Origin of the sequence: Mesorhizobium sp. M0830, from assembly GCF_040319965.1 — a bacterium.
GTDB lineage: Bacteria > Pseudomonadota > Alphaproteobacteria > Rhizobiales > Rhizobiaceae > Mesorhizobium.
The window spans coordinates 26109-45296 of the sequence record NZ_JAMYOR010000025.1 but is presented as its reverse complement, the minus strand read 5'-3'; the positions used below and the strand labels follow the sequence as shown (position 1 = coordinate 45296).

General features: G+C 59.2%; 14 protein-coding genes and 3 pseudogenes. 16 read left to right on the top strand and 1 reads right to left on the bottom strand.

Annotation, left to right across the window (positions count from 1 at the left end):
* Positions 1–207 precede the first annotated feature (207 nt).
* Both NKI20_RS16730 and NKI20_RS16725 read left to right on the top strand, forming a co-directional pair.
* Positions 208–1536: a dicarboxylate/amino acid:cation symporter gene (locus tag NKI20_RS16730; RefSeq protein WP_032923201.1), complete on the top strand. Its 1329-nt coding sequence runs from the start codon at positions 208–210 to the stop codon at positions 1534–1536.
* Positions 1537–1826: 290 nt separating this feature from the next.
* The gene (locus tag NKI20_RS16725; RefSeq protein ID WP_352832044.1) at positions 1827–2858 is read left to right on the top strand and encodes a LacI family DNA-binding transcriptional regulator; all 1032 of its coding nucleotides are present in this window, start codon (positions 1827–1829) and stop codon (positions 2856–2858) included.
* Between the two features lie 505 nt (positions 2859–3363).
* On the opposite strand, the gene NKI20_RS16720 is transcribed toward NKI20_RS16725, so the two are convergent.
* The gene (locus tag NKI20_RS16720) at positions 3364–4389 is read right to left on the bottom strand and encodes a LysR family transcriptional regulator (RefSeq protein ID WP_023736282.1); all 1026 of its coding nucleotides are present in this window, start codon (positions 4387–4389) and stop codon (positions 3364–3366) included.
* Positions 4390–4627: 238 nt separating this feature from the next.
* On the opposite strand from NKI20_RS16720, the gene NKI20_RS16715 reads away from it, so the two are divergent.
* From NKI20_RS16715 to NKI20_RS16650, 14 genes and pseudogenes are all read left to right on the top strand, one after another.
* Positions 4628–5221 (top strand): NodA family N-acyltransferase, encoded by a 594-nt coding sequence (locus NKI20_RS16715; RefSeq protein WP_023736281.1) that lies wholly within the window; start codon positions 4628–4630, stop codon positions 5219–5221.
* Complete coding sequence (gene nodB, locus NKI20_RS16710; protein ID WP_023766912.1) at positions 5218–5877, top strand: chitooligosaccharide deacetylase NodB; 660 nt, start codon at positions 5218–5220, stop codon at positions 5875–5877. The genes NKI20_RS16715 and nodB overlap by 4 nt, the downstream gene beginning before the upstream one ends.
* 14 nt (positions 5878–5891) lie before the next feature.
* Positions 5892–7250: a chitooligosaccharide synthase NodC gene (gene nodC / locus NKI20_RS16705; protein ID WP_352832040.1), complete on the top strand. Its 1359-nt coding sequence runs from the start codon at positions 5892–5894 to the stop codon at positions 7248–7250.
* Between the two features lie 35 nt (positions 7251–7285).
* Positions 7286–7894, top strand: a complete 609-nt coding sequence (gene nodS, locus NKI20_RS16700) for a nodulation methyltransferase NodS (protein WP_023770905.1) — start codon at positions 7286–7288, stop codon at positions 7892–7894.
* Between the two features lie 35 nt (positions 7895–7929).
* Positions 7930–8175: pseudogene (locus NKI20_RS16695) on the top strand (carbamoyltransferase N-terminal domain-containing protein); the annotation flags it as partial.
* A gap of 43 nt (positions 8176–8218) precedes the next feature.
* Positions 8219–9130, top strand: a complete 912-nt coding sequence (gene nodI, locus NKI20_RS16690; protein ID WP_023736276.1) for a nodulation factor ABC transporter ATP-binding protein NodI — start codon at positions 8219–8221, stop codon at positions 9128–9130.
* A gap of 3 nt (positions 9131–9133) precedes the next feature.
* Positions 9134–9922, top strand: coding sequence for an ABC transporter permease (locus tag NKI20_RS16685; protein ID WP_023736275.1), 789 nt, complete (start codon positions 9134–9136; stop codon positions 9920–9922).
* A 66-nt stretch (positions 9923–9988) separates the two neighbouring features.
* Positions 9989–10939 carry a LysR family transcriptional regulator gene (locus NKI20_RS16680; RefSeq protein WP_023736274.1) on the top strand — a complete coding sequence of 317 codons (951 nt, stop codon included), beginning with the start codon at positions 9989–9991 and terminating at the stop codon, positions 10937–10939.
* A gap of 30 nt (positions 10940–10969) precedes the next feature.
* Positions 10970–11237 (top strand): annotated as a pseudogene (locus NKI20_RS16675) (hypothetical protein); the annotation flags it as partial.
* Positions 11238–11849: 612 nt separating this feature from the next.
* A pseudogene (locus NKI20_RS16670) lies at positions 11850–12387 on the top strand (beta-barrel domain-containing protein); the annotation flags it as partial.
* Between the two features lie 693 nt (positions 12388–13080).
* Positions 13081–13881: a calcium-binding protein gene (locus NKI20_RS16665; RefSeq protein WP_352632591.1), complete on the top strand. Its 801-nt coding sequence runs from the start codon at positions 13081–13083 to the stop codon at positions 13879–13881.
* A 397-nt stretch (positions 13882–14278) separates the two neighbouring features.
* Entirely contained in the window at positions 14279–16054 is a 1776-nt protein-coding gene (locus NKI20_RS16660) for a type I secretion system permease/ATPase (RefSeq protein WP_352774569.1), read from the top strand.
* Complete coding sequence (locus NKI20_RS16655; RefSeq protein ID WP_352832033.1) at positions 16029–17342, top strand: HlyD family type I secretion periplasmic adaptor subunit; 1314 nt, start codon at positions 16029–16031, stop codon at positions 17340–17342. Before NKI20_RS16660 ends, NKI20_RS16655 begins: the two co-directional genes overlap by 26 nt.
* A 331-nt stretch (positions 17343–17673) precedes the next feature.
* The gene (locus NKI20_RS16650; protein WP_352832031.1) at positions 17674–18984 is read left to right on the top strand and encodes a tyrosine-type recombinase/integrase; all 1311 of its coding nucleotides are present in this window, start codon (positions 17674–17676) and stop codon (positions 18982–18984) included.
* The last annotated feature ends 204 nt before the right edge of the window (positions 18985–19188 follow it).

Here is a 19188-nt window from a genome sequence, read left to right as displayed (position 1 = left end):
CATCAAGGGCGTGCCGGACCGCGGCCATCCCGCTGGTCTGACACCGCATTCCTCCATCATTGGCGAGCCCACGTCAGTTCAGGTCATGCGGATTCATCTGGCATGGGTATTGCGGCGGCGTTGGTGCAGCGTTCGACCGGAGCGCCGCGATAGGGAGAAGCCCGGGAGAAGTCACGCCACCTCGATCCGGTCAGGGAGAGAGAAACAGTGTCAGCTGCGCAAGTCCGCGGCGCGAGTCCCGCGCCCCGCAAACCCTTCTACACCAAGCTCTACGCCCAGGTGCTTGCCGCCATCGCGCTCGGCGTCGCAATTGGCTATTTTTATCCGGAGACCGGCGAGAGCCTGAAGCCGCTGGGTGATGCCTTCATCAAGCTGGTCAAGATGATCATCGCGCCTGTCATCTTCCTGACAATTGCCACCGGCATTGCCGGCATGAACGATCTTCATAAGGTCGGCCGGGTCGCCGGTAAAGCAATGGTCTATTTCCTCACCTTCTCGACGCTCGCGCTGATCGTCGGCCTCATCGTCGCCAATGTCGTCCAGCCTGGCGCCGGCCTCAACATTGATCCGGCCTCGCTCGATGTCCAGGCCGTGAATACCTATGCCGCAAAAGCTAGCGAGCAGTCGGTCACCGGCTTTCTGATGAACATCATCCCGCCAACGATCGTCGGTGCCTTCGCGGAAGGCGACATCCTGCAGGTGCTGTTCTTCTCGGTTCTGTTCGGCATGGCGCTTGCGATGGCCGGAGAGCCGGGCAAGCCTGTCGTTTGCTTCCTTCAGGCGCTCATCGCGCCTGTCTTCAAGCTCGTTGGAATTCTGATGAAGGCCGCGCCGATCGGCGCTTTTGGCGCAATGGCCTTCACCATCGGCAGATATGGCATCGGCTCGGTGGTCAACCTCGCGATGCTGGTCGCGACGTTCTATTTCACCGCCTTCCTCTTCGTGTTCGGGGTTCTCGGCGCGGTCTGTCGCTACAACGGCTTCTCGATCTGTTCTCTCATTCGCTACATCAAGGAAGAGCTGCTGCTTGTCCTCGCAACGTCCTCCTCGGAGGCGGCGCTCCCTTCGCTGATGCAGAAAATGGAGAAGGCGGGCGCCAGGCGTTCGGTTGTGGGTCTCGTCATCCCGGCCGGATACTCATTCAATCTGGACGGCACGAATATCTACATGACGCTGGCGGCCCTCTTCATCGCGCAGGCGACGAACACGGATCTGTCCATCGGCGATCAGGTGCTGCTGCTGCTCGTAGCAATGCTTTCCTCCAAGGGCGCTGCAGGTGTCACAGGCGCGGGCTTCATCACCCTGGCGGCTACGCTCGCCGTAGTTCCGAGTGTTCCCGTTGCTGGGATGGCACTGATACTCGGCATCGACCGCTTCATGTCCGAATGCCGGGCGCTGACGAATTGCGTCGGCAACGCAGTGGCATCCCTCGTCGTCGCCCGCTGGGAAGGAGAATTGGACCGAGCACAGATGAAAGCCGCCTTCTGCGGTCATCAGCTTGCCGAGGCATCAAACCGGCTACCCTCCTCCAAGTAAGGTGGGCGGCCCACGACCTGTTAAGTCGCCTAGCTGGTCACATGAACTGAACGACCGACCCGCAGCTCACGGACCATGTAGCCGAAGCGCTAAATGTGTGAGTGCAAACCGTCACCGCCCTTTAAGCGAATGAGCCTTTCAGTATACCCGGGCGGTTTACGTCTGGAATGATGTTCGTCCAACACGCTGTTGGCCATTCGTATGGGACGTTTTCACTTTGCCACCCGAAACCGAAACGCGTTAGGCGACAGAGATCCGGCCCGCGTCAAAAACCGATCAGAATAGGACCTATGACCAAGCGCCCCACAATTGCCGATCTCGCCCGCGAAGCCCGAGTCAGCGTAGCAACGATCGATCGGGTTCTGAACGCCCGCCATCCGGTGCGCGAGGAGACCGCGCGGCGGGTCCACGACGCCGCCCACGCGATCGGCTATCATGCTGCCGGGCTAATCAAGCAGCGCTTGCGGCGAGACCTACCGCACTACCGTCTGGGCTTCATCTTGAGAAAACCGGCCCAGCATTTCTACCAAGATTTTGCGCGCGAGGTCGAAGCATCGGTCAATTTGGCCCAGTCCTTCCACGGCATTCCGCTCGTCGAATTCGCCCCGTCACATATGCCGAGCGACCTGATCGCGCGGCTCAAGGATTTGGGCGCACGCTGCCATGCGATCGCGATGGTGGCACCGGACCACCCGAAAATTACAGCAGCGGTTGAGGACCTCAAGGCCAAAGGCATTCCGGTTTTCTCGCTGCTTTCCGACTTCGCCGCCGGCGTGCGACAGGGGTATATCGGCCTTAACAACCGCAAGGTGGGGCGCACGGCCGCTTGGATGGTGTCGAAGGTCGCAAAACGGCCCGGCAAAGTGGCGGTTTTTGTCGGCAGCCATCGTTTCCAGGGGCACGAGCTCCGTGACGTCGGCTTTCGCTCCTATTGCCGTGAGAACGCGCCCACGTTCGAGGTGCTGGATCCTGTCATGAACCTCGAGAAACGGCAGATCACCTACGAGGCAACGCTTGATCTCATGCAGCGAGAGCCCGAGCTCGTCGGCTTCTATGTCGCCGGCGGCGGCATGGAGGGCGCCATCTCCGCGCTCCGAGAAGAGGGCAAAAGTCGCGATCTCGTCGCGATCGTGAATGAAATCACACCGGAGTCTCGGGCGGCGCTCGCAGATAATATCGTCACGATGGCGGTCGCCACGCCAATGCACCGACTTTGCCGGGAGCTGATAACGCTGATGACGCGGGCTATCGAGACCGGCACCGCTGAAACACCCGGACAGACATTTCTCCCGTTCGACATCCATCTGCCGGAAAATATATGAAACTCATGGACTCTATCGTGAGCGGGGAGTTTCCTTTCATAAACGAGAGAAAGTTGAATGATGATCCCATCCCGCGGGGTGGCCGCACCCACGGACCTCAGCCGGGCAGAATGTAGCGCCGATTAGATGAACGGATCGGCCACGCGTTCAGGCAGAAGCGCGGGGTCAATTGCCTGGGTCCGCAGCGTCAAGCTCGACCGGCTTCATTGCCAAGTGCCCGACTTTCTCGGTGCAGGGGACTGTCGTCGACGCCAGTAGCCGAGCGAGGCTGGCACAGATTGGATCGACCACGTCGACCGCCATCTCCTCGCCTGGCCGCGCGTGAAAAGCCGCGGCAAGGCCTGCGACGTTGGCATTTAAGTGGGGCTGAGCATCTTCTGGGACTCCGCAAGCAAAATCGGAGGCGGCAGTCAATTCAGTAGCAACCCCGGGCGTGTGTTCTGCTCGTTCCTGGCCCTCGTACTTGACAATCAACTGCGCCGCTCTGCTGGGCAAGGCCCGGTGTTTAAGTGGGGCTTAACATCTTCCGGGACTTCGCACGCGAAATCGAGGTGGCAGTCGGTACCAACAACCGCAAGGTCGGATCGGCGTGCCCGAGACGCTCATTGATTTCAGGCAAAGGCGCCAGGCTAGATGCCTCCTGCAACATCATTTCCCGCATCCACATGCTTGCCGGATCAGTATTGTGAAGCTCAGGCCACTGGACGGCCTCCGTGAATGCGGGAGGAGGAAGTGGCGGCGGAAGTTGGACAATCCGCAGGGGTGTTGTTTTTGCGAAATGCTGCGCCAGCCGTAAGGGCATGGTCCCGATGCGGTTGCTGCCTGACAGGACGGGCGCGATCAGGCTAAAGCCCTGTACGACGACCTCGACACGTCTCTCGAAACCGTGCTCGAGCAAATACCATTCCTCCATGGTGGGCTGCCGGGTGTGCCTGAATTTGAGCACGACATGCCCCATGGACAAGTATCGCTCGAATGTAAGTGGCTCTGACAGCTGCTTGTTCGTGCCGCAGCCTACGCATACGAGCATATCTTCGAACAGGACTGCGCGAGGATGTTTCGACATGAACACTTCCGGCATAATCAGAAAATCAAGGTCGCCGCGCCGGAGAAGCTCCTCGGGGTCGTCGCAAATAGGCAGACATTCAAAGCGAACGGCGGGAGCTTCCCGCGCAGCACGCTCTACGATCTTCTTAAAAAATACGAGCGTGATGTAATCGGAAAGCATCATTCGGAAGAGACGATCCGATTGGGCTGGGTTGAAAGCGTCGGAGGAAATAATCGATAGCTGGATGTGCAGCAATGCCTCCCGGACTGCTGTGGCGAGCCCGTCGGCGCGCGGTGTCAAAATGAGCTCGCGGCCGTTCATCGTAAATAGCTCATCGTTGAAATAGGCGCGTAACCGAGCAACGGCGGCGCTCATGGCCGGCTGGCTCAGGTTGATACTGCGAGCCGCGGCAGTGACTTTACGCTCCCTCATCAGAGCGTCCAGCACAACGAGGAGATTTAGATCGAGTCCCTTGAAACGCATGTCATGTTCTATCCAACGCGTGGATGCGTATCATTCAAACAATCAATTTTACGAATTTACGAGCCATGCATTAGAGGAACGTTAATGAGCGACGTCAAGCTCAAATCGACGACACGGGCCGGAACTTCGAGAGAGCGTCTGGCTCACCTTCGCCAACGACAACGGCTGAATGCAGCCAACAGCGCCGCTTTGGTCGGGTAATGCGGCCGCAAAAAACTAATATGAAGAGAGGTCCTGAATGCGCCATCAGGTGCAGTGGAAGTTGTGCTGGGAAAACGAATTGCAGCTCTCCGATCACGTTGAGCTCGCCGAGTTCTTTCGTGATACGTACGGGCCGACTGGGGCGTCCAACGCAGAACCGTTCGAAGGTAGTCGAAGCTGGGCCGGAGCCAGGCCTGAACTCCGCGTGATCGCCTATGATTCAAGTGGTGTAGCGGCTCACATGGGCATACTGCGCCGTTTCATCAAGGTTGACGCGGTCGACCTGTTGGTGGCTGAGCTGGGCCTGTACGGGGTACGCCCGGACCTTGAGGGTCTCGGAATCGCCCATTCAATCCATGTCATGCTTCCAATACTGCAGGAGCTTGGCGTTCCATTCGCTTTCGGAACGGTCCGGGACGCGCTGCGGAATCATGTTGAGAGGTTCGGGCGGCGATACAGGCCTTTGGCCGTTTTGTCGGGAATTCGCGTGCGCTCGACCCGACCAGAGGCCCGCCTCGACCTGCCGCCCACACGCATCGATGACGCACTCACCATTGTTCTGCCGGTTGGACGGCCGATCAGCGAATGGCCCACGGGCACGATGATAGATCGGAACGGACCAGAGCTATGAGCCGTCCCGATTGCTTGTACGAAGTGCGCCGTGAGTGCTCTGACGGCACCGGCCGTCGCAGCGTTTATCTGACGTTTGACGACGGTCCCAATCGACTTTTCACACCGGAGATTCTCGATGTGCTGGCAGAGCAGCGGGTGCCGGCGACTTTCTTCGTCATCGGCGCCTACGCCTTAGAGCACCCAGATCTAATCCAACGGATGATCGCAGAAGGGCACGAGGTAGGCAACCACACGATGTCTCATCCGGATCTGTACCAATGCGGTTTCGGCGAAGTGCAACGTGAGGTCTTTGAAGCGAACGACGCCATCATGAGAGCGTGCCCGCAGGCCTCGGTGCGCTATGTTCGCGCGCCCTACGGCGCCTGGAGTGAAGAAGTCTTCACAGCGTCACAGATCGCCGGGCTGGCGGCCCTCCATTGGTCCGTCGACCCTCGAGATTGGTCTCGCCCTGGGGTCGACGCGATTATCGATAAAGTGCTCGCCTCTGTCCGGCCGGGCGCAATCGTACTCTTGCACGACGGATGCCCTCCCGGCGAGTTGGGCCGGGGCGCTCACGCCGGTCTGCGCGACCAGACGGTCACGGCGCTGTCCCGGCTGATTCCAGCATTGCGTGAGCGCGGATTTGTAATCCGCTCACTTCCTCAACATCACTGAACAAACGAGATCCCATGACTCTTCTTGGTACAACCAGCACTGTGGCCATATCGCTTTATGCGCTGCTCTCGACTGCTTATAAGAGCATGCAGGGGCTTTATGCTCTGCCGACAAACGACTCATCGGCGTTGGAGGTTCTCGTCGGCTCCGATCAACTGCCCAGCGTGGATGTCATCGTCCCCTGCTTCAACGAGGATCCGCGCACGCTTTCAGAGTGCCTGGCTTCCATTGCCGACCAAGAATACGCCGGAAGACTTCGGGTCTATGTGGTTGATGACGGTTCTGGAAACCGCGAAGCCTTAGGAACTGTCCACGAAGCCTACGCGCGCGACCCTAGGTTCGACATCATTTTGCTTCCCGAGAATGTTGGAAAGCGCAAGGCGCAGATCGCCGCGATACGCCGCTCATCAGGGGATCTGGTGCTTAACGTTGATTCAGACACGTTACTCGCATCCGACGTCATTGCCAAGCTTGTACCGAAGATGCGAGATTCAGCGGTCGGCGCAGTCATGGGTCAGTTGACGGCCAGTAACCGGACCGAGAGCTGGCTGACCAGGCTGATAGACATGGAGTACTGGCTGGCTTGCAACGAGGAGCGCGCGGCGCAGGCTCGCTTCGGTGCCGTTATGTGCTGTTGCGGCCCATGTGCCATGTACCGCCGGTCTGCGCTCCTTTTGTTACTGGACCAGTACGAGTCGCAGTTTTTTCGGGGCAAGCCAAGCGACTTCGGTGAGGATCGCCATCTTACTATCCTGATGCTGAAAGCAGGCTTTCGAACCGAGTACGTTCCGAGCGCCATCGCGGCCACAGTCGTCCCGAACAGACTAGGACCGTATCTGCGCCAACAACTCCGTTGGGCACGAAGCACATTCCGGGACACGCTGCTTGGGCTGCGCTTGCTGCCCAGCCTGAATAGCTATCTCACGTTGGACGTGGTCGGACAGAATCTCGGCGCGCTACTCCTCGCCATATCGGTATTAACGGGCCTCGCACATTTCGCACTGACAGGCTCTGTGCCTTGGTGGACAGGACTGATGATTGTGTCCATGACCCTGCTCCGATGCAGCGTGGTAGCATTTCGTGCCCGACAGTTTCGATTTCTGGGCTTTTCGCTGCACACGTTCATCAACATCTTTCTCTTGCTTCCGTTGAAAGCCTACGCGCTGTGTACATTGAGCAATAGCGATTGGCTGTCGCGAGGCTCTGCTGTCGCTACATCGAACACTGGGGGAAAACAGGCCCCCACCCAAACTCCGATCACTGGTTCCAGCAGGGCAGAATTCTCGCCGCATGCGGCTCCGCTTCGCAGGCTCAATCTTGCGCGGGATTCTTCGGAATTAGTGCTGTCGGGCAACATTTGCGGCGACGAGTGATCGCTAATTACCTAGTGGACGAGAGGTGCACGAGTTTGACCCAGAACGTGAATCATCAGTTGCTTGATCGGGAATTGGCCGCAGACGATCCGTGGCTTCTCGACGGCAATCCGTTCGAGCGGAAGCGCCACACGCAAATGCTCCAGCTGGCGCTTGCCCAAGGCTCCATTTCAAATGCCCTCGAAGTCGGGTGCGCTGCCGGCGCATTCACGGAAAAACTAGCCCCCTACTGCCAAGGGCTCACCGTCATCGATGTCGTGGCGCAAGCGATTGCTCGAGCACGTCAACGGATAAACGAGCCGTCGCGCATCAACTGGATAGTCTCCGATGTTCAACAGTTTTCGACCGACGAGTTGTTTGACCTGATCGTTGTGGCGGAGGTCCTCTACTATCTCGAAGACATAGCCGAGATGCGCGCGGCCGTCAAAAACCTGGTGCGGGTGCTTGCGCCTGGCGGGCATCTGATCTTCGGATCGGCAAGGGATGCTAATTGCCGTCGCTGGGGCCACGCCGCTGGTGCTGAGCCGGTCATCGCCATGCTGAACGAAACGTTGATCGAGGTAGAGCGTCTTGAGTGTCGGGGCGAGTCGGTCAACGAAGACTGCTTGCTCGTCCGTTTCCGAAACCCGCTTTCCGCTTCCTGATGAATCGAATCTATCGCCGTTAACCTGGAGACACTATGCGCATCTTTGGTATCAAGCTGACCCATGATGGGGCGATCGCCCTGGTCGAGGATGGACGGCTCGTCTTCTGCGTTGACCAGGAAAAGCGGCACAACGATCCGCGTTACCAAGCCATCGATAATCTATACGCAATTGTCGCCGCTTTACCGGAACAGGGGCTAAATCCTTGTGATGTCGATCAGTTCGTTATCGACGGCTGGGATGGCGAACACGAGTCACAGTTTCAGGTCCGGCAGGCAACCAAGCAACCGCCAGTCTTGGCGTCCCTCTCGGTAAAATGAACCCATGTCCATGGTAGCGATCGATCTTACTGACGTAAGCAAAACTTATGACAAGCTCGTTGTCGACAGACTGTCGTTCCGCGTTGCGGCGGGGGAATGCTTCGGGCTCTTGGGACCGAACGGCGCGGGCAAAAGCACGATTGCGCGTATGGTCCTCGGCATGACATCGCCCGATGCGGGGAAGATTACTGTGCTCGGCGTTCCAGTGCCGGCGCGCGCGCGTTTGGCACGTATGCGCATCGGCGTGGTCCCGCAGTTCGACAATCTTGATACCGCGTTCACTGTACGCGAGAACCTGTTGGTGTTCGGGCGCTACTTCCGAATGAGCAGACGCCAGATCGATGCGGTCATACCATCGCTGCTTGAGTTCGCCCGCCTCGAGAACAAAGCGGATGCGCGCGTCGCCGAACTGTCCGGCGGCATGAAGCGGCGCCTGACGCTCGCGCGTGCGCTCATCAATGACCCGCACTTGCTGGTGATGGACGAGCCGACCACCGGCCTCGATCCGCAGGCCCGCCACCTGATCTGGGAACGGCTGCGATCGCTGCTGGCGCGGGGCAAGACTATTCTTTTGACTACCCATTTCATGGAAGAGGCCGAGCGGCTGTGCGATCGGCTGTGCGTTATGGAGGAGGGGCGCAAGATCGCCGAAGGCCGCCCGTCCGCACTCATTGACGAGCAGATCGGCTGTGACGTGGTCGAGGTCTACGGCGGCAATCCGCATGAACTGGGTGCGCTGATCCGGCCGTACGCACAGCGCATTGAGGTGAGCGGTGAGACGCTTTTTTGCTATGCACCCGATCCGGAGCAGGTGCTGGCGCAGCTACGCGGGCGCGCGGGTCTACGCCTTCTGCAGCGTCCTCCCAATCTCGAGGATGTGTTTTTGCGGCTAACCGGGCGCGAGATGGAGGACTGAACAATGGGCGAACGTTATGCGGCGGGCATGCCCGCCAATGCGTGGAATTGGGTCGCGGTTTGGCGCCGCAACTATCTTGGATGGAAGAAAATCGGGCTTGCATCGGTGCTCGGCAACCTTGCCGATCCGATGATCTATCTGTTCGGTCTCGGCTTTGGAATCGGAACAATGATAGGTCCTGTTGAGGGCACTTCGTACATTGCGTTTCTCGCGGCTGGCATGGTTGCCACAAGCGCGATGGCATCGGCGACCGCTGAAACGGTTTACGGGAGTTTCGGCCGCATGGGCGACCAGCGCACCTGGGAAGGAATGCTATGCACTCAGCTGACGCTCGGCGATATCTTACTCGGCGAATTGGCGTGGGCAGCCACCAAGGCCCTGATGGCGGGCACAGCAATCACTATTGTTGCGACCACGCTAGGCTACGCATCGTGGCCATCCATCCTCTGCTTGCTGCCAGTCATCGCTCTCAGTGGCCTCGCCTTCGCGAGTCTAGCGATGGTCGTCACGGCGCTTGCGCCCAGTTATGAATATTTCATATTTTATAATACGCTTGTTATAACACCCATGCTGTTCCTTTGCGGCGCGATGTTTCCGGTCAACCAATTGCCCGGCGCTTTTCAGGACGTCGCCTCCTTGTTGCCGCTCGCACATGCAATTGACCTCATTCGTCCGGCGATGCTTGGCCGTCCCGCCGGCAGCATGGGCCTGCATATCGGCGCGCTTTGCATATACACGGTTTTGCCGTTCTTCCTATCGGTTGCTCTGTTTCGTCGTCGGCTGATGCGTTGACGCTCTCACCATTCGTGAAATTGATTGTTTGGGCGATACCCATCCACGCGCCGGATAGGTCAATGCATGCGTTTTAAGGGACTCGATCTAAATCTCCTCGTTGTGCTGGACGCTTTGATCAGGGAGCGTAAAGTCACCGCCGCAGCCCGCAGTATTAACCTGAGTCAGCCGGCCATGAGCGCCGCCGTCGGTCGGTTACGCGCCTATTTCAGCGATGAGCTATTTACGATGAACGGCCGCGAACTCATTTTGACACCGCGCGCGGAGGGGCTCGCCACAGCAGTCCGGGAGGCATTGCTGCACATCCAGCTGTCGATTATTTCCTGGGACCCCTTTAACCCGGTCGGATCGGATCGTCGCTTCCGCATCATCCTTTCCGATTACCTCACACTCGTATTTTTTAAGAAAATCGTAAAGCGTGCTGCGCGGGAAGCTCCCGCCGTCCGCTTCGAATGTCTGCCTATTTCCGACGACCCCGAGGAGCTTCTCCGGCGCGGCGACGTTGATTTTCTGATTATGCCGGAAGTGTTCATGTCGAAACATCCTCGCGCAGCCCTGTTCGAAGATATGCTCGTATGCGTAGGCTGCGGCACGAACAAGCAGCTGTCAGAGCCACTTACATTCGACCGATACTTGTCGATGGGGCAGGTTGTGCTTAAATTCGGGGACACCCGGCAGCCCTCCATCGAGGAATGGTATTTGCTCGAGAACGGTTTCGAGAGACGTATCGAGGTCGTCGTACACGGCTTTAGCATGATCCCGCCCCTTCTATCAGGCACCAGCCGCATCGGGACCATGCCGTTGCGGCTGGCGCAGCATTTCGCGAAATTAACACCCTTGCGGATTGTCGAACTTCCGCCGCCACTTCCTGCCGCATTCACGGAGGCCGTCCAATGGCCTGCGCTTCACAATAATGATCCGGCAAGCCTATGGATGCGGGAAATGATGTTGCAGGAGGCATCTCGTATGATTGCCCTGCCTAAGAGCACCGGACGTCTCAGTTGTCGGCCGAATTGAGAAACTGACCCCTCGGTTATGAGAGGAGGCATGGATCGCGATTGGGATTGGGATTGGGCGATTCCTGCATTGTCGAGAACGATGCAGGGAGAGCAGATCCTTCAGCCTGAAGAGGTGGCAGCGATGCTGCGGCGGCATGAGGTTGGCGGGGAACCGACGGGCGAAGGAATTCGGGTGCGCGCGCAACACCGTGCATCGGCATCTAAGCGAGGGCGGGACTGTTCCGTTTCGCAAGCCCGTGCGGCCGACGGCGTTTGACGGACTGGACGATTGGCTGCGGGAGCGCTTCTTGCCCCATGGGTCGAGCCGGATGACGATCTCGACCCGCTCCAGATGCACCGGGAACGCCTTGCGCGGTCGCGCAGCACGTCGCGGCTCGCCTGTCGGTCTTGCGGCCTTGCGGCCTCGAGTTCGGACTCAATCGCGCCGAGCCCGGTCTGGATTCGAAGGCGAAGGCCTGCTGGGCACGTTCGAGCTTCTCGGAGCTGCGACCGAAGCGCCGCGCTCCAGCTGCTTGACGATCCCTGAAGGTCGGCGAGCCTCTCCTGGGCACGCTCGTTGAGTGTCGCCATCCGGACGATCTCGGCCTTGAGTGTTCGCTCCGGAGTTGTTGCAGTTCGGCCTTCTCCGCCGCCATGGGGACGAATATCGCCTTGAGCGGAACGATTTCGTGGAGACGGGCCAAAGCGCTTCTCTTCATGACGCCGACAAAAGCTTATTTTGCACGGCCAGAGGCCCGCCTTTTGCGCCTGAGTCACTTCGCCACGGCCTATCCGGCCAACGTCGGACGCCGTCTCCGTTCGGCTTAAGCGCGCCAGTCCATGCCTTCGACGAGCGCCATCAGTTGGGCGCGGCAAGCCGGATCACGCCGTTCTCCACCCGCGGCCAGCGGAACTTGTCCTCGTCCAGCGAGGCGCAGGTCGGGGAGTATGGTGAGCGCAAGGTGGCGGCTGAACAGGAACTGCGACGGATCGATATCGTCGCCGCAGTCAGGCAGCATTCAACAACTCGCAGTTCATACGCTCGGCGGAGTGATTACGCCCGCCGATCCGATCATGCTAATCGTGCCGGAAGGCGACGATCTTGCGCTGGAAGTACGGATCACCCCGAAGGACATCGACCAAATCCAGCTTGGTCACAAGGCCGTGCTGCGGATGTCAGCCTTCAATCTGAGAACCACGCCGGAATTGAACGGATATGTCAGCCGGATCGCAGCCGATCTGGCGACGGACGAAAAAAACGGCATTTCGTATTACCTGGTGCGTCTATCGGTTCCGCATGCGGAACTGACGAAGCTCAACGACCTGACGCTCGTGCCCGGCATGCCGGCCGAAGCGATGGTCCAGACGGGCGAGCGTACGGCGCTTTCCTATTTTGTGAAGCCGCTGTCGGACCAAATCAGTCGGGCATTCCACGAGCATGAAAGTAATTCTATTAGCTTGGCGTAGGCCGCGTCGCGTAGAGCCCGTGCGGCCGACGTGCGGAAGCTGTCGTTCCGAGATCCTTGAACTCGCGGCTCGCGCGAACGCGCTCCCTAATGTTCCATTGCTCGCAATGGGCAGTGCTGGCGAGATACTCGGCAACACAGCCCTATGCCTGTTCTTCCGAGGCCGGCTTGACGGTGAGCGAATGCGTAACGCAGCTGTGAGGACCCGTCAGTTGTCGTTTCAGCTCGGCTTCGTCAACTTCGACAGCCTGTCGGCGAAAGGCGCTATCACGAGGCCATTGGCGGCAAATTGCCCTCCCCTTGTTGCGCGGTAGCAGCATGCGTGTCGGGGAAGGAACCGTCTCCGGCCCCCATTCATCGCTGAGGCCGCGCCGTACCCGCCGCCACCGGAACTTGTCCACGTCCAGCGCTTACGGCCGGGTATGCCGGCGTCGAGCAAACAGAGAGAGATTTGGGCCCAACCAGGGCGGCCGGTTACCAAGTTTTCCTCGTCCGCTTGAGTGTGAATGTTCGGGTCGATCGTCTGGGCGCGTCCCCGCCGCCTGCGAGCCCGCTACTGCTCAGCGGAAGGGCGAAGTGAACGTGAATGCATCCATTTCGTAAATGTGTGTCTATCCAAGCAATCGATTTCTCTAATTACCCGATGAGCAATATGAACGCGTCAGGCAGGGTGCATCATCAGGAGTATTTTTCGATGGCAAACATTATCAAGGGTAGCCCGGATGCCGAAACACTCCTCGGCACCAAGGGTGAAGATTGGATGGAGGGTTTCCAGGGCGGTGACTGGATTGACGGTCGTGGCGGCAACGACGAGATCTCGGCTGGCCCGGGCAGTGACCGAGCCCTTGGCGGCGAGGGTAACGACCGCATCTTCGGCGGAGATGGCTGGGACGATCTCTCCGGCGACAACGGCCGCTTCAACGCGCGCATCTCCGGTGAGGACAATGACAGGCTCAGCGGCGGTCCCGGCCAGGATGTCCTCTACGTGGGTGACGGCCAGGATACGTTGACCGGGGGCACCGACAATGACACGTTCGTGTTCCAGTTCCACAATCCGGTGCCTGGGGTCGATCCGAGTGTCGGGTCGAAGCCGGACATTACCACTATCACCGATTTCAACCCGGCGGAGGACAAGTTCGCCTTCGATGCGGTGGGCCTCTACAACGACGGTTTTGGCGCGAACTTCGTCAACAACGCCAGTATACAGTCCGGCTACCCGGTGAGCAGCTTCTACAGTGGCGCGGCCTCGGGTGCGAACGGCGAACATGTCGTGGTAATCACTGGCGAATCTTTCAACTCTGCTAATGAGGCAGCGCGTGCGATCTCCGGCGAGCACGCCGGCGACATCATTGTCTACCAAAGCAGCTACACCGACAGAGTCGCAACTCTGGCCTATGTCACCGCCGACGGCAGCGCGCACGAGTTCGCCCACCTGGGCGGTGTGGTCACCGTGGCCGACCTAGGCCTGACCGCGTCGGACTTCACCTTCGTTTGATCCAGAAAACCGATACGGAACCGCGCCCCGCCCCCCTGGGCGGGCGCTTTCCCGTTTCCGCTACTTGCCATGGGCCGGGGCGGCCGAGGGGCGCCCGGGAGCAGTTGCAGCGTGGATAGCTTGACGAAGCCCTGCGCGTCGCGCTGGTCGTGCACCTAAATCTCCTGAAAGTGTGGAGGCGGAAGCCTGTCCGGGCCCTTGCGGCCGGCCACGATGACGTTGCCCTTCCAAACCTTCAGCCGGACGGTTTGTTGACCCGCTCCATTAAATGCCGGGACCAAACATATTCGGCGGGAGCACTGATCCTGAACCAGCGAGCGGATGCAGTCGGTCGCCGGTCGGGGAGCAATATGGGGCTGAGTCGCCAGCCTCCGGAACTTACGTGAGAAGCCATTCCTTGAAGGATTCAGCTTTGAGACCTTTCCCTCTGAGTTCCGCTATTTGGGGCGTTGTGTTGATCAGCGGCGCGGTCAACGTGCTTGCGCTGATCTCGCCGCTGTTCATGCTTCAGGTCTATGACCGCGTTCTGGCAAGTGGCAGCGTATCGACGCTGGTGGGGCTCGTCGTGCTTGCTGCGGGGCTTTATGCGTTCCAATGCTTGCTCGACATTTTGCGCGCCCGCGTGCTGCTGCGGATTGGCGAGCGTTTCGATGGAGAGTTTTCCGGACGCGTTCACGATGCGATCGTTCGCCTTCCGCTTTCAACGCGCATGCCGGGCGACGGCTTGCAGCCGCTTCGCGATCTCGACAATGTTCGCGGCTTCTTGGGTGGAAACGGTCCGACAGCGTTCTTCGATCTGCCATGGATGCTGTTTTATCTTGGCATTTGCTTCCTCCTTCATTTCTGGATCGGCATGACGGCACTTATCGGGGCGGTCGGCCTCACATCTCTGACACTCCTTGCCAACACTCTCTCGCAACGGCCGATAAGCGATACCGTTGCCCACAACATGGCACGCAATGGTCTGCTGCAAGCAGCGCGTTGCAATGCCGAGGTCGTGCAAGCTCTCGGCCTTGGAAAGCGGATCGCTGCCCGATGGCAAAAGGCCAATGCCAAGTGTCTGGCCGCCAACCGGAAAGCTGGGGACGTGGCAGGTGGGCTGGGTGCCATTTCAAAATCGCTGCGCGTGCTGCTGCAATCGGCCATTCTTGCCGTCGGCGCGTACCTTGTCATCAGACAGGAGGCTACGGCCGGGGTTATGATTGCCAGTTCGATCATGATGGGGCGTGCGCTGGCTCCGGTCGATCTGGCCATTTCAAGCTGGAAACCTTTCCTCATGGCGCGCCAGGGTTGGGCGCGGCTGGAGGACCTCTTGGAAAAGGTTCCTGAATCCGCTCCTGTTATGCCAATGCCTGCACCTGAACGCGAACTGCGCCTCGAAAGCGTGACAATCGTTCCGCCCGGCGAAAGGAAGCCGACCGTGACCGGCCTTGCGTTTGCCATTCAGGCGGGAAGCGCACTCGGGATCATCGGTGCATCGGGCTCGGGCAAGTCGACACTCTCGCGCGCCATCGTCGGCGCATGGGCGCCGGTCGCCGGAAAGGTTCGCATCGACAGCGCAAGCCTCGATCAATGGGACCGGGAAGCACTAGGCCGTCATATCGGCTATCTGCCGCAAGGTGTTGAACTGTTCGACGGCACCATTGCCGAAAACATTGCTCGTTTTGAAGATAATCCTGACCCTGAGGCTATTGTCGCCGCGGCGAAAGCAGCGGGCACGCACGAACTGATCCTCCGATTTGAGCACGGCTACGAAACTCCGATCGGTGAGGCCGGATCGGCACTTTCCGCCGGGCAGCGCCAGCGTATCGGTCTTGCCCGTGCTCTTTATCGAGACCCTTTCCTTGTTGTGCTGGATGAACCCAATGCCAATCTCGATGCGGAAGGCGAGGCTGCGGTCGTTAAGGCGATCGCCTCCGTGCGCGAGCGCAAGGGCATTGCGGTTGTCGTCGCCCATCGGCCGAGCGCCATCCGCGCCGTGGATTTGGTGTTGGTGATGGAAGGTGGACGGCAGCGAGCATTCGGTGCGCGTGATGAAGCACTTTCCAAAGTCCTGAAGGGGACAGCGATGGCACGAGGCGCTGGCGTCAAGGCCATCGAATCTACACAGGATCATGTGGGAGAGCGCGCTGACATGGAGGATCCCGGTGTCCGGCATTCATCAGAACAATGACGTTTCCAGCTCCATTCGCCGCCACCTGGTGGCGGGCCTTCTGGCGAGCGTAATCTTTGTGGGAGGAGCCGGAGCCTGGGCGGCCTTCACGAATCTCTCCGGTGCGGTTGTCGCGTCCGGACACTTTGTCGTCGATTCCTATGTCAAGAAGGTGCAGCACCCGACCGGCGGGGTGGTGGGAGAAATCCTGGTGCGCGAAGGCGATAAAGTGAAAGCCGGCGACATCCTCATGCGGCTCGATGCCACCCAGACGCGCGCCAATCTCGCCATAGTCACCAAGCGGCTCGATGAGCTCGCCGCCTACCAGGCAAGACTCGATGCTGAACGTGACGATCTCGCGGAGATCGCCTTCCCGGACTGGCTGCTCGTCCGAAGAGATGTTCCGGACGTAGCTTCGGCAATACATAGCGAGACGCTGCTGTTCGAATTCCGCAGACAATCCCGCGACGGAAAGCAGGCGCAACTGGCGGAACACATTACTCAATATCACCACGAGATCGAAGGATTCGAGGCGCAGGAAATTGCCTGTGAAAAAAGGATCGAGGTTCTCCTTAAGGAAATTGCTGTTCTGAGTGGGCTGCGCGACCAAGGCATTGTCTCGGACCAACGGTTGAACAGCCTGAAGATCCAGGTTGCCACTTTCGGTGGCGAACGCGGTGAGAAGATCGCACATCAGGCACAGACAGCAGCCCGCATAGCCGAAACGCGCCTGCAGATCCCGCAGATCGATCAGGATTTCAAGACCGAAGTCGGCCAGGAGCTCAGAGAGGTTCAGGCGCAGATCGGGGAGTATGGTGAGCGCAAGGTGGCGGCTGAACAGGAACTGCGACGGATCGATATCGTCGCGCCGCAGTCAGGCACCATTCAACAACTCGCAGTTCATACGCTCGGCGGAGTGATTACGCCCGCCGATCCGATCATGCTAATCGTGCCGGAAGGCGACGATCTTGCGCTGGAAGTACGGATCACCCCGAAGGACATCGACCAAATCCAGCTTGGTCACAAGGCCGTGCTGCGGATGTCAGCCTTCAATCTGAGAACCACGCCGGAATTGAACGGATATGTCAGCCGGATCGCAGCCGATCTGGCGACGGACGAAAAAAACGGCATTTCGTATTACCTGGTGCGTCTATCGGTTCCGCATGCGGAACTGACGAAGCTCAACGACCTGACGCTCGTGCCCGGCATGCCGGCCGAAGCGATGGTCCAGACGGGCGAGCGTACGGCGCTTTCCTATTTTGTGAAGCCGCTGTCGGACCAAATCAGTCGGGCATTCCACGAGGAATGAAAGTAATCCACGGAAATATATTGTTGGTATTTATGTTGGTTGTTCGCAGGCTACGTGGGTAGCAACATCCTGAAAGTACTGGCATACTTTCCTCACTTGGATTCCGCCTCTGGGCACCATTCCCCCTTCTCCCGACATTCCTTTTCGCCGAACCTTCTATGCTGCAGTTTCTGCAAGCCCGTGGAATTGTTGATCTTTTGCAGTCGCATTGCGCAATTAAGCGGGACAGGGAGCGCTTAGGGCGCATTTGGTCCAACGGGGCGGGGGGATGGTATTTCCGTTGGTATTGGACATCCTGATGGTATCGAAACAGCCTAGGGAGACCTGACGAATGCCCCTCTCCGACGTGAAATGTCGAAACGCCCGCGCTGCTTCCAAACTCGTGAAATTGTCTGACGGGGGCGGGCTGCAGCTATGGGTACAGCCCACGGGCTCTCGCCTCTGGCGGCTCGCCTACCGCTTTGACGGCAAGCAGAAACTGCTCGCGCTGGGCAGCTATCCCCTTATCTCTCTCGCCGAGGCACGGGAGGCGCGCGATGATGCTAAAAGGCTCCTGCTAGCTGGCGTCGACCCTGGAAAGGAACGCAGCTTGCGGAAGGCCGATTCGGCAAAGGACTCCTTTCGCTCAATCGCGGAGGAATATGTCGACAAGCTAAAGAAGGAGGGACGTGCCGACCGGACGATCAGCAAGGTCAAATGGCTGCTCGATTTTGCCTACCCGATAATCGGCGACAAGTGCATTCGGGAGATCGATACGGCCAGCATCCTTACCGCCCTCCGTCGCGTCGAGGTTCGCGGTCGATATGAGTCGGCCAGGCGACTGCGCTCCACCATCGGCAGCGTGTTTCGATACGCGATCGCGACCGCACGCGCCGAGACAGATCCGACCTTCGCCCTCAGAGGCGCACTCATCAGTCCGAAGGTAACGTCTCGCGCCGCGATTACCGATCCGAAGGCCTTGGGCGGTTTGCTGAGGGCGATCCATGCATTTGACGGACAGCCTACAACCCGAGCCGGTCTGAAGCTGATAGCGCTGCTGTTTCCCCGCCCCGGCGAGCTTCGCGCCGCTGAATGGGAAGAGTTCGATTTTGAAAGCTCGGTGTGGACGATCCCTGAAGCACGCATGAAAATGCGACGGCCGCACCGCATACCCCTATCAAAGCAAGCGATCAGCGTCCTGACTTCACTGAGAGGAATCTCTGGTGATGGATCGCTGCTGTTTCCCAGTGTTCGATCGGCTTCGCGTCCGATTTCCGACAATACGCTTAACGCCGCACTGCGTCGTATGGGTTATAGCAAGGAAGAAGCTACCGCGCATGGTTTTCGAGCAACGGCATCAACTCTGCTGAACGAATGCGGCAAGTGGCATCCGGACGCGATAGAGCGGCAGCTGGCCCACATTGAGAACAACGACGTTCGGCGCGCCTACGCCCGGGCAGAGCATTGGGACGAGCGCGTCAAGATGATGCAGTGGTGGGCCGATTATCTGGATGAACTCAAGAGCAAAAACCTGCGGGTGATCTCAATCGAGGGACGCCGCAAGCCTGCTGTCCACACACCAACGCGACCATCCACTTTGAACCCAACAGCGGCCGTTCATCAAACGCCGATACAAATCTCCAACCGCCGGAAATCATACTGACCGTCGAAAAACGCCACAACTCGACGCCAAATCGTAGGCCCGCATTGTCAGATTTCCTGGAGAGAAAGTTGACCGCGTTCGGCGGGAAGCTGCCGTTCTGCAGCCGACCCCATTTCCGTCATTCAAGCTGCCGATGGCCGGTTCCGAAACCGGCCATCTACCCGGCCCGGAGCCGGGGCGCTATTAGAGCGAGAATCCCGTGGG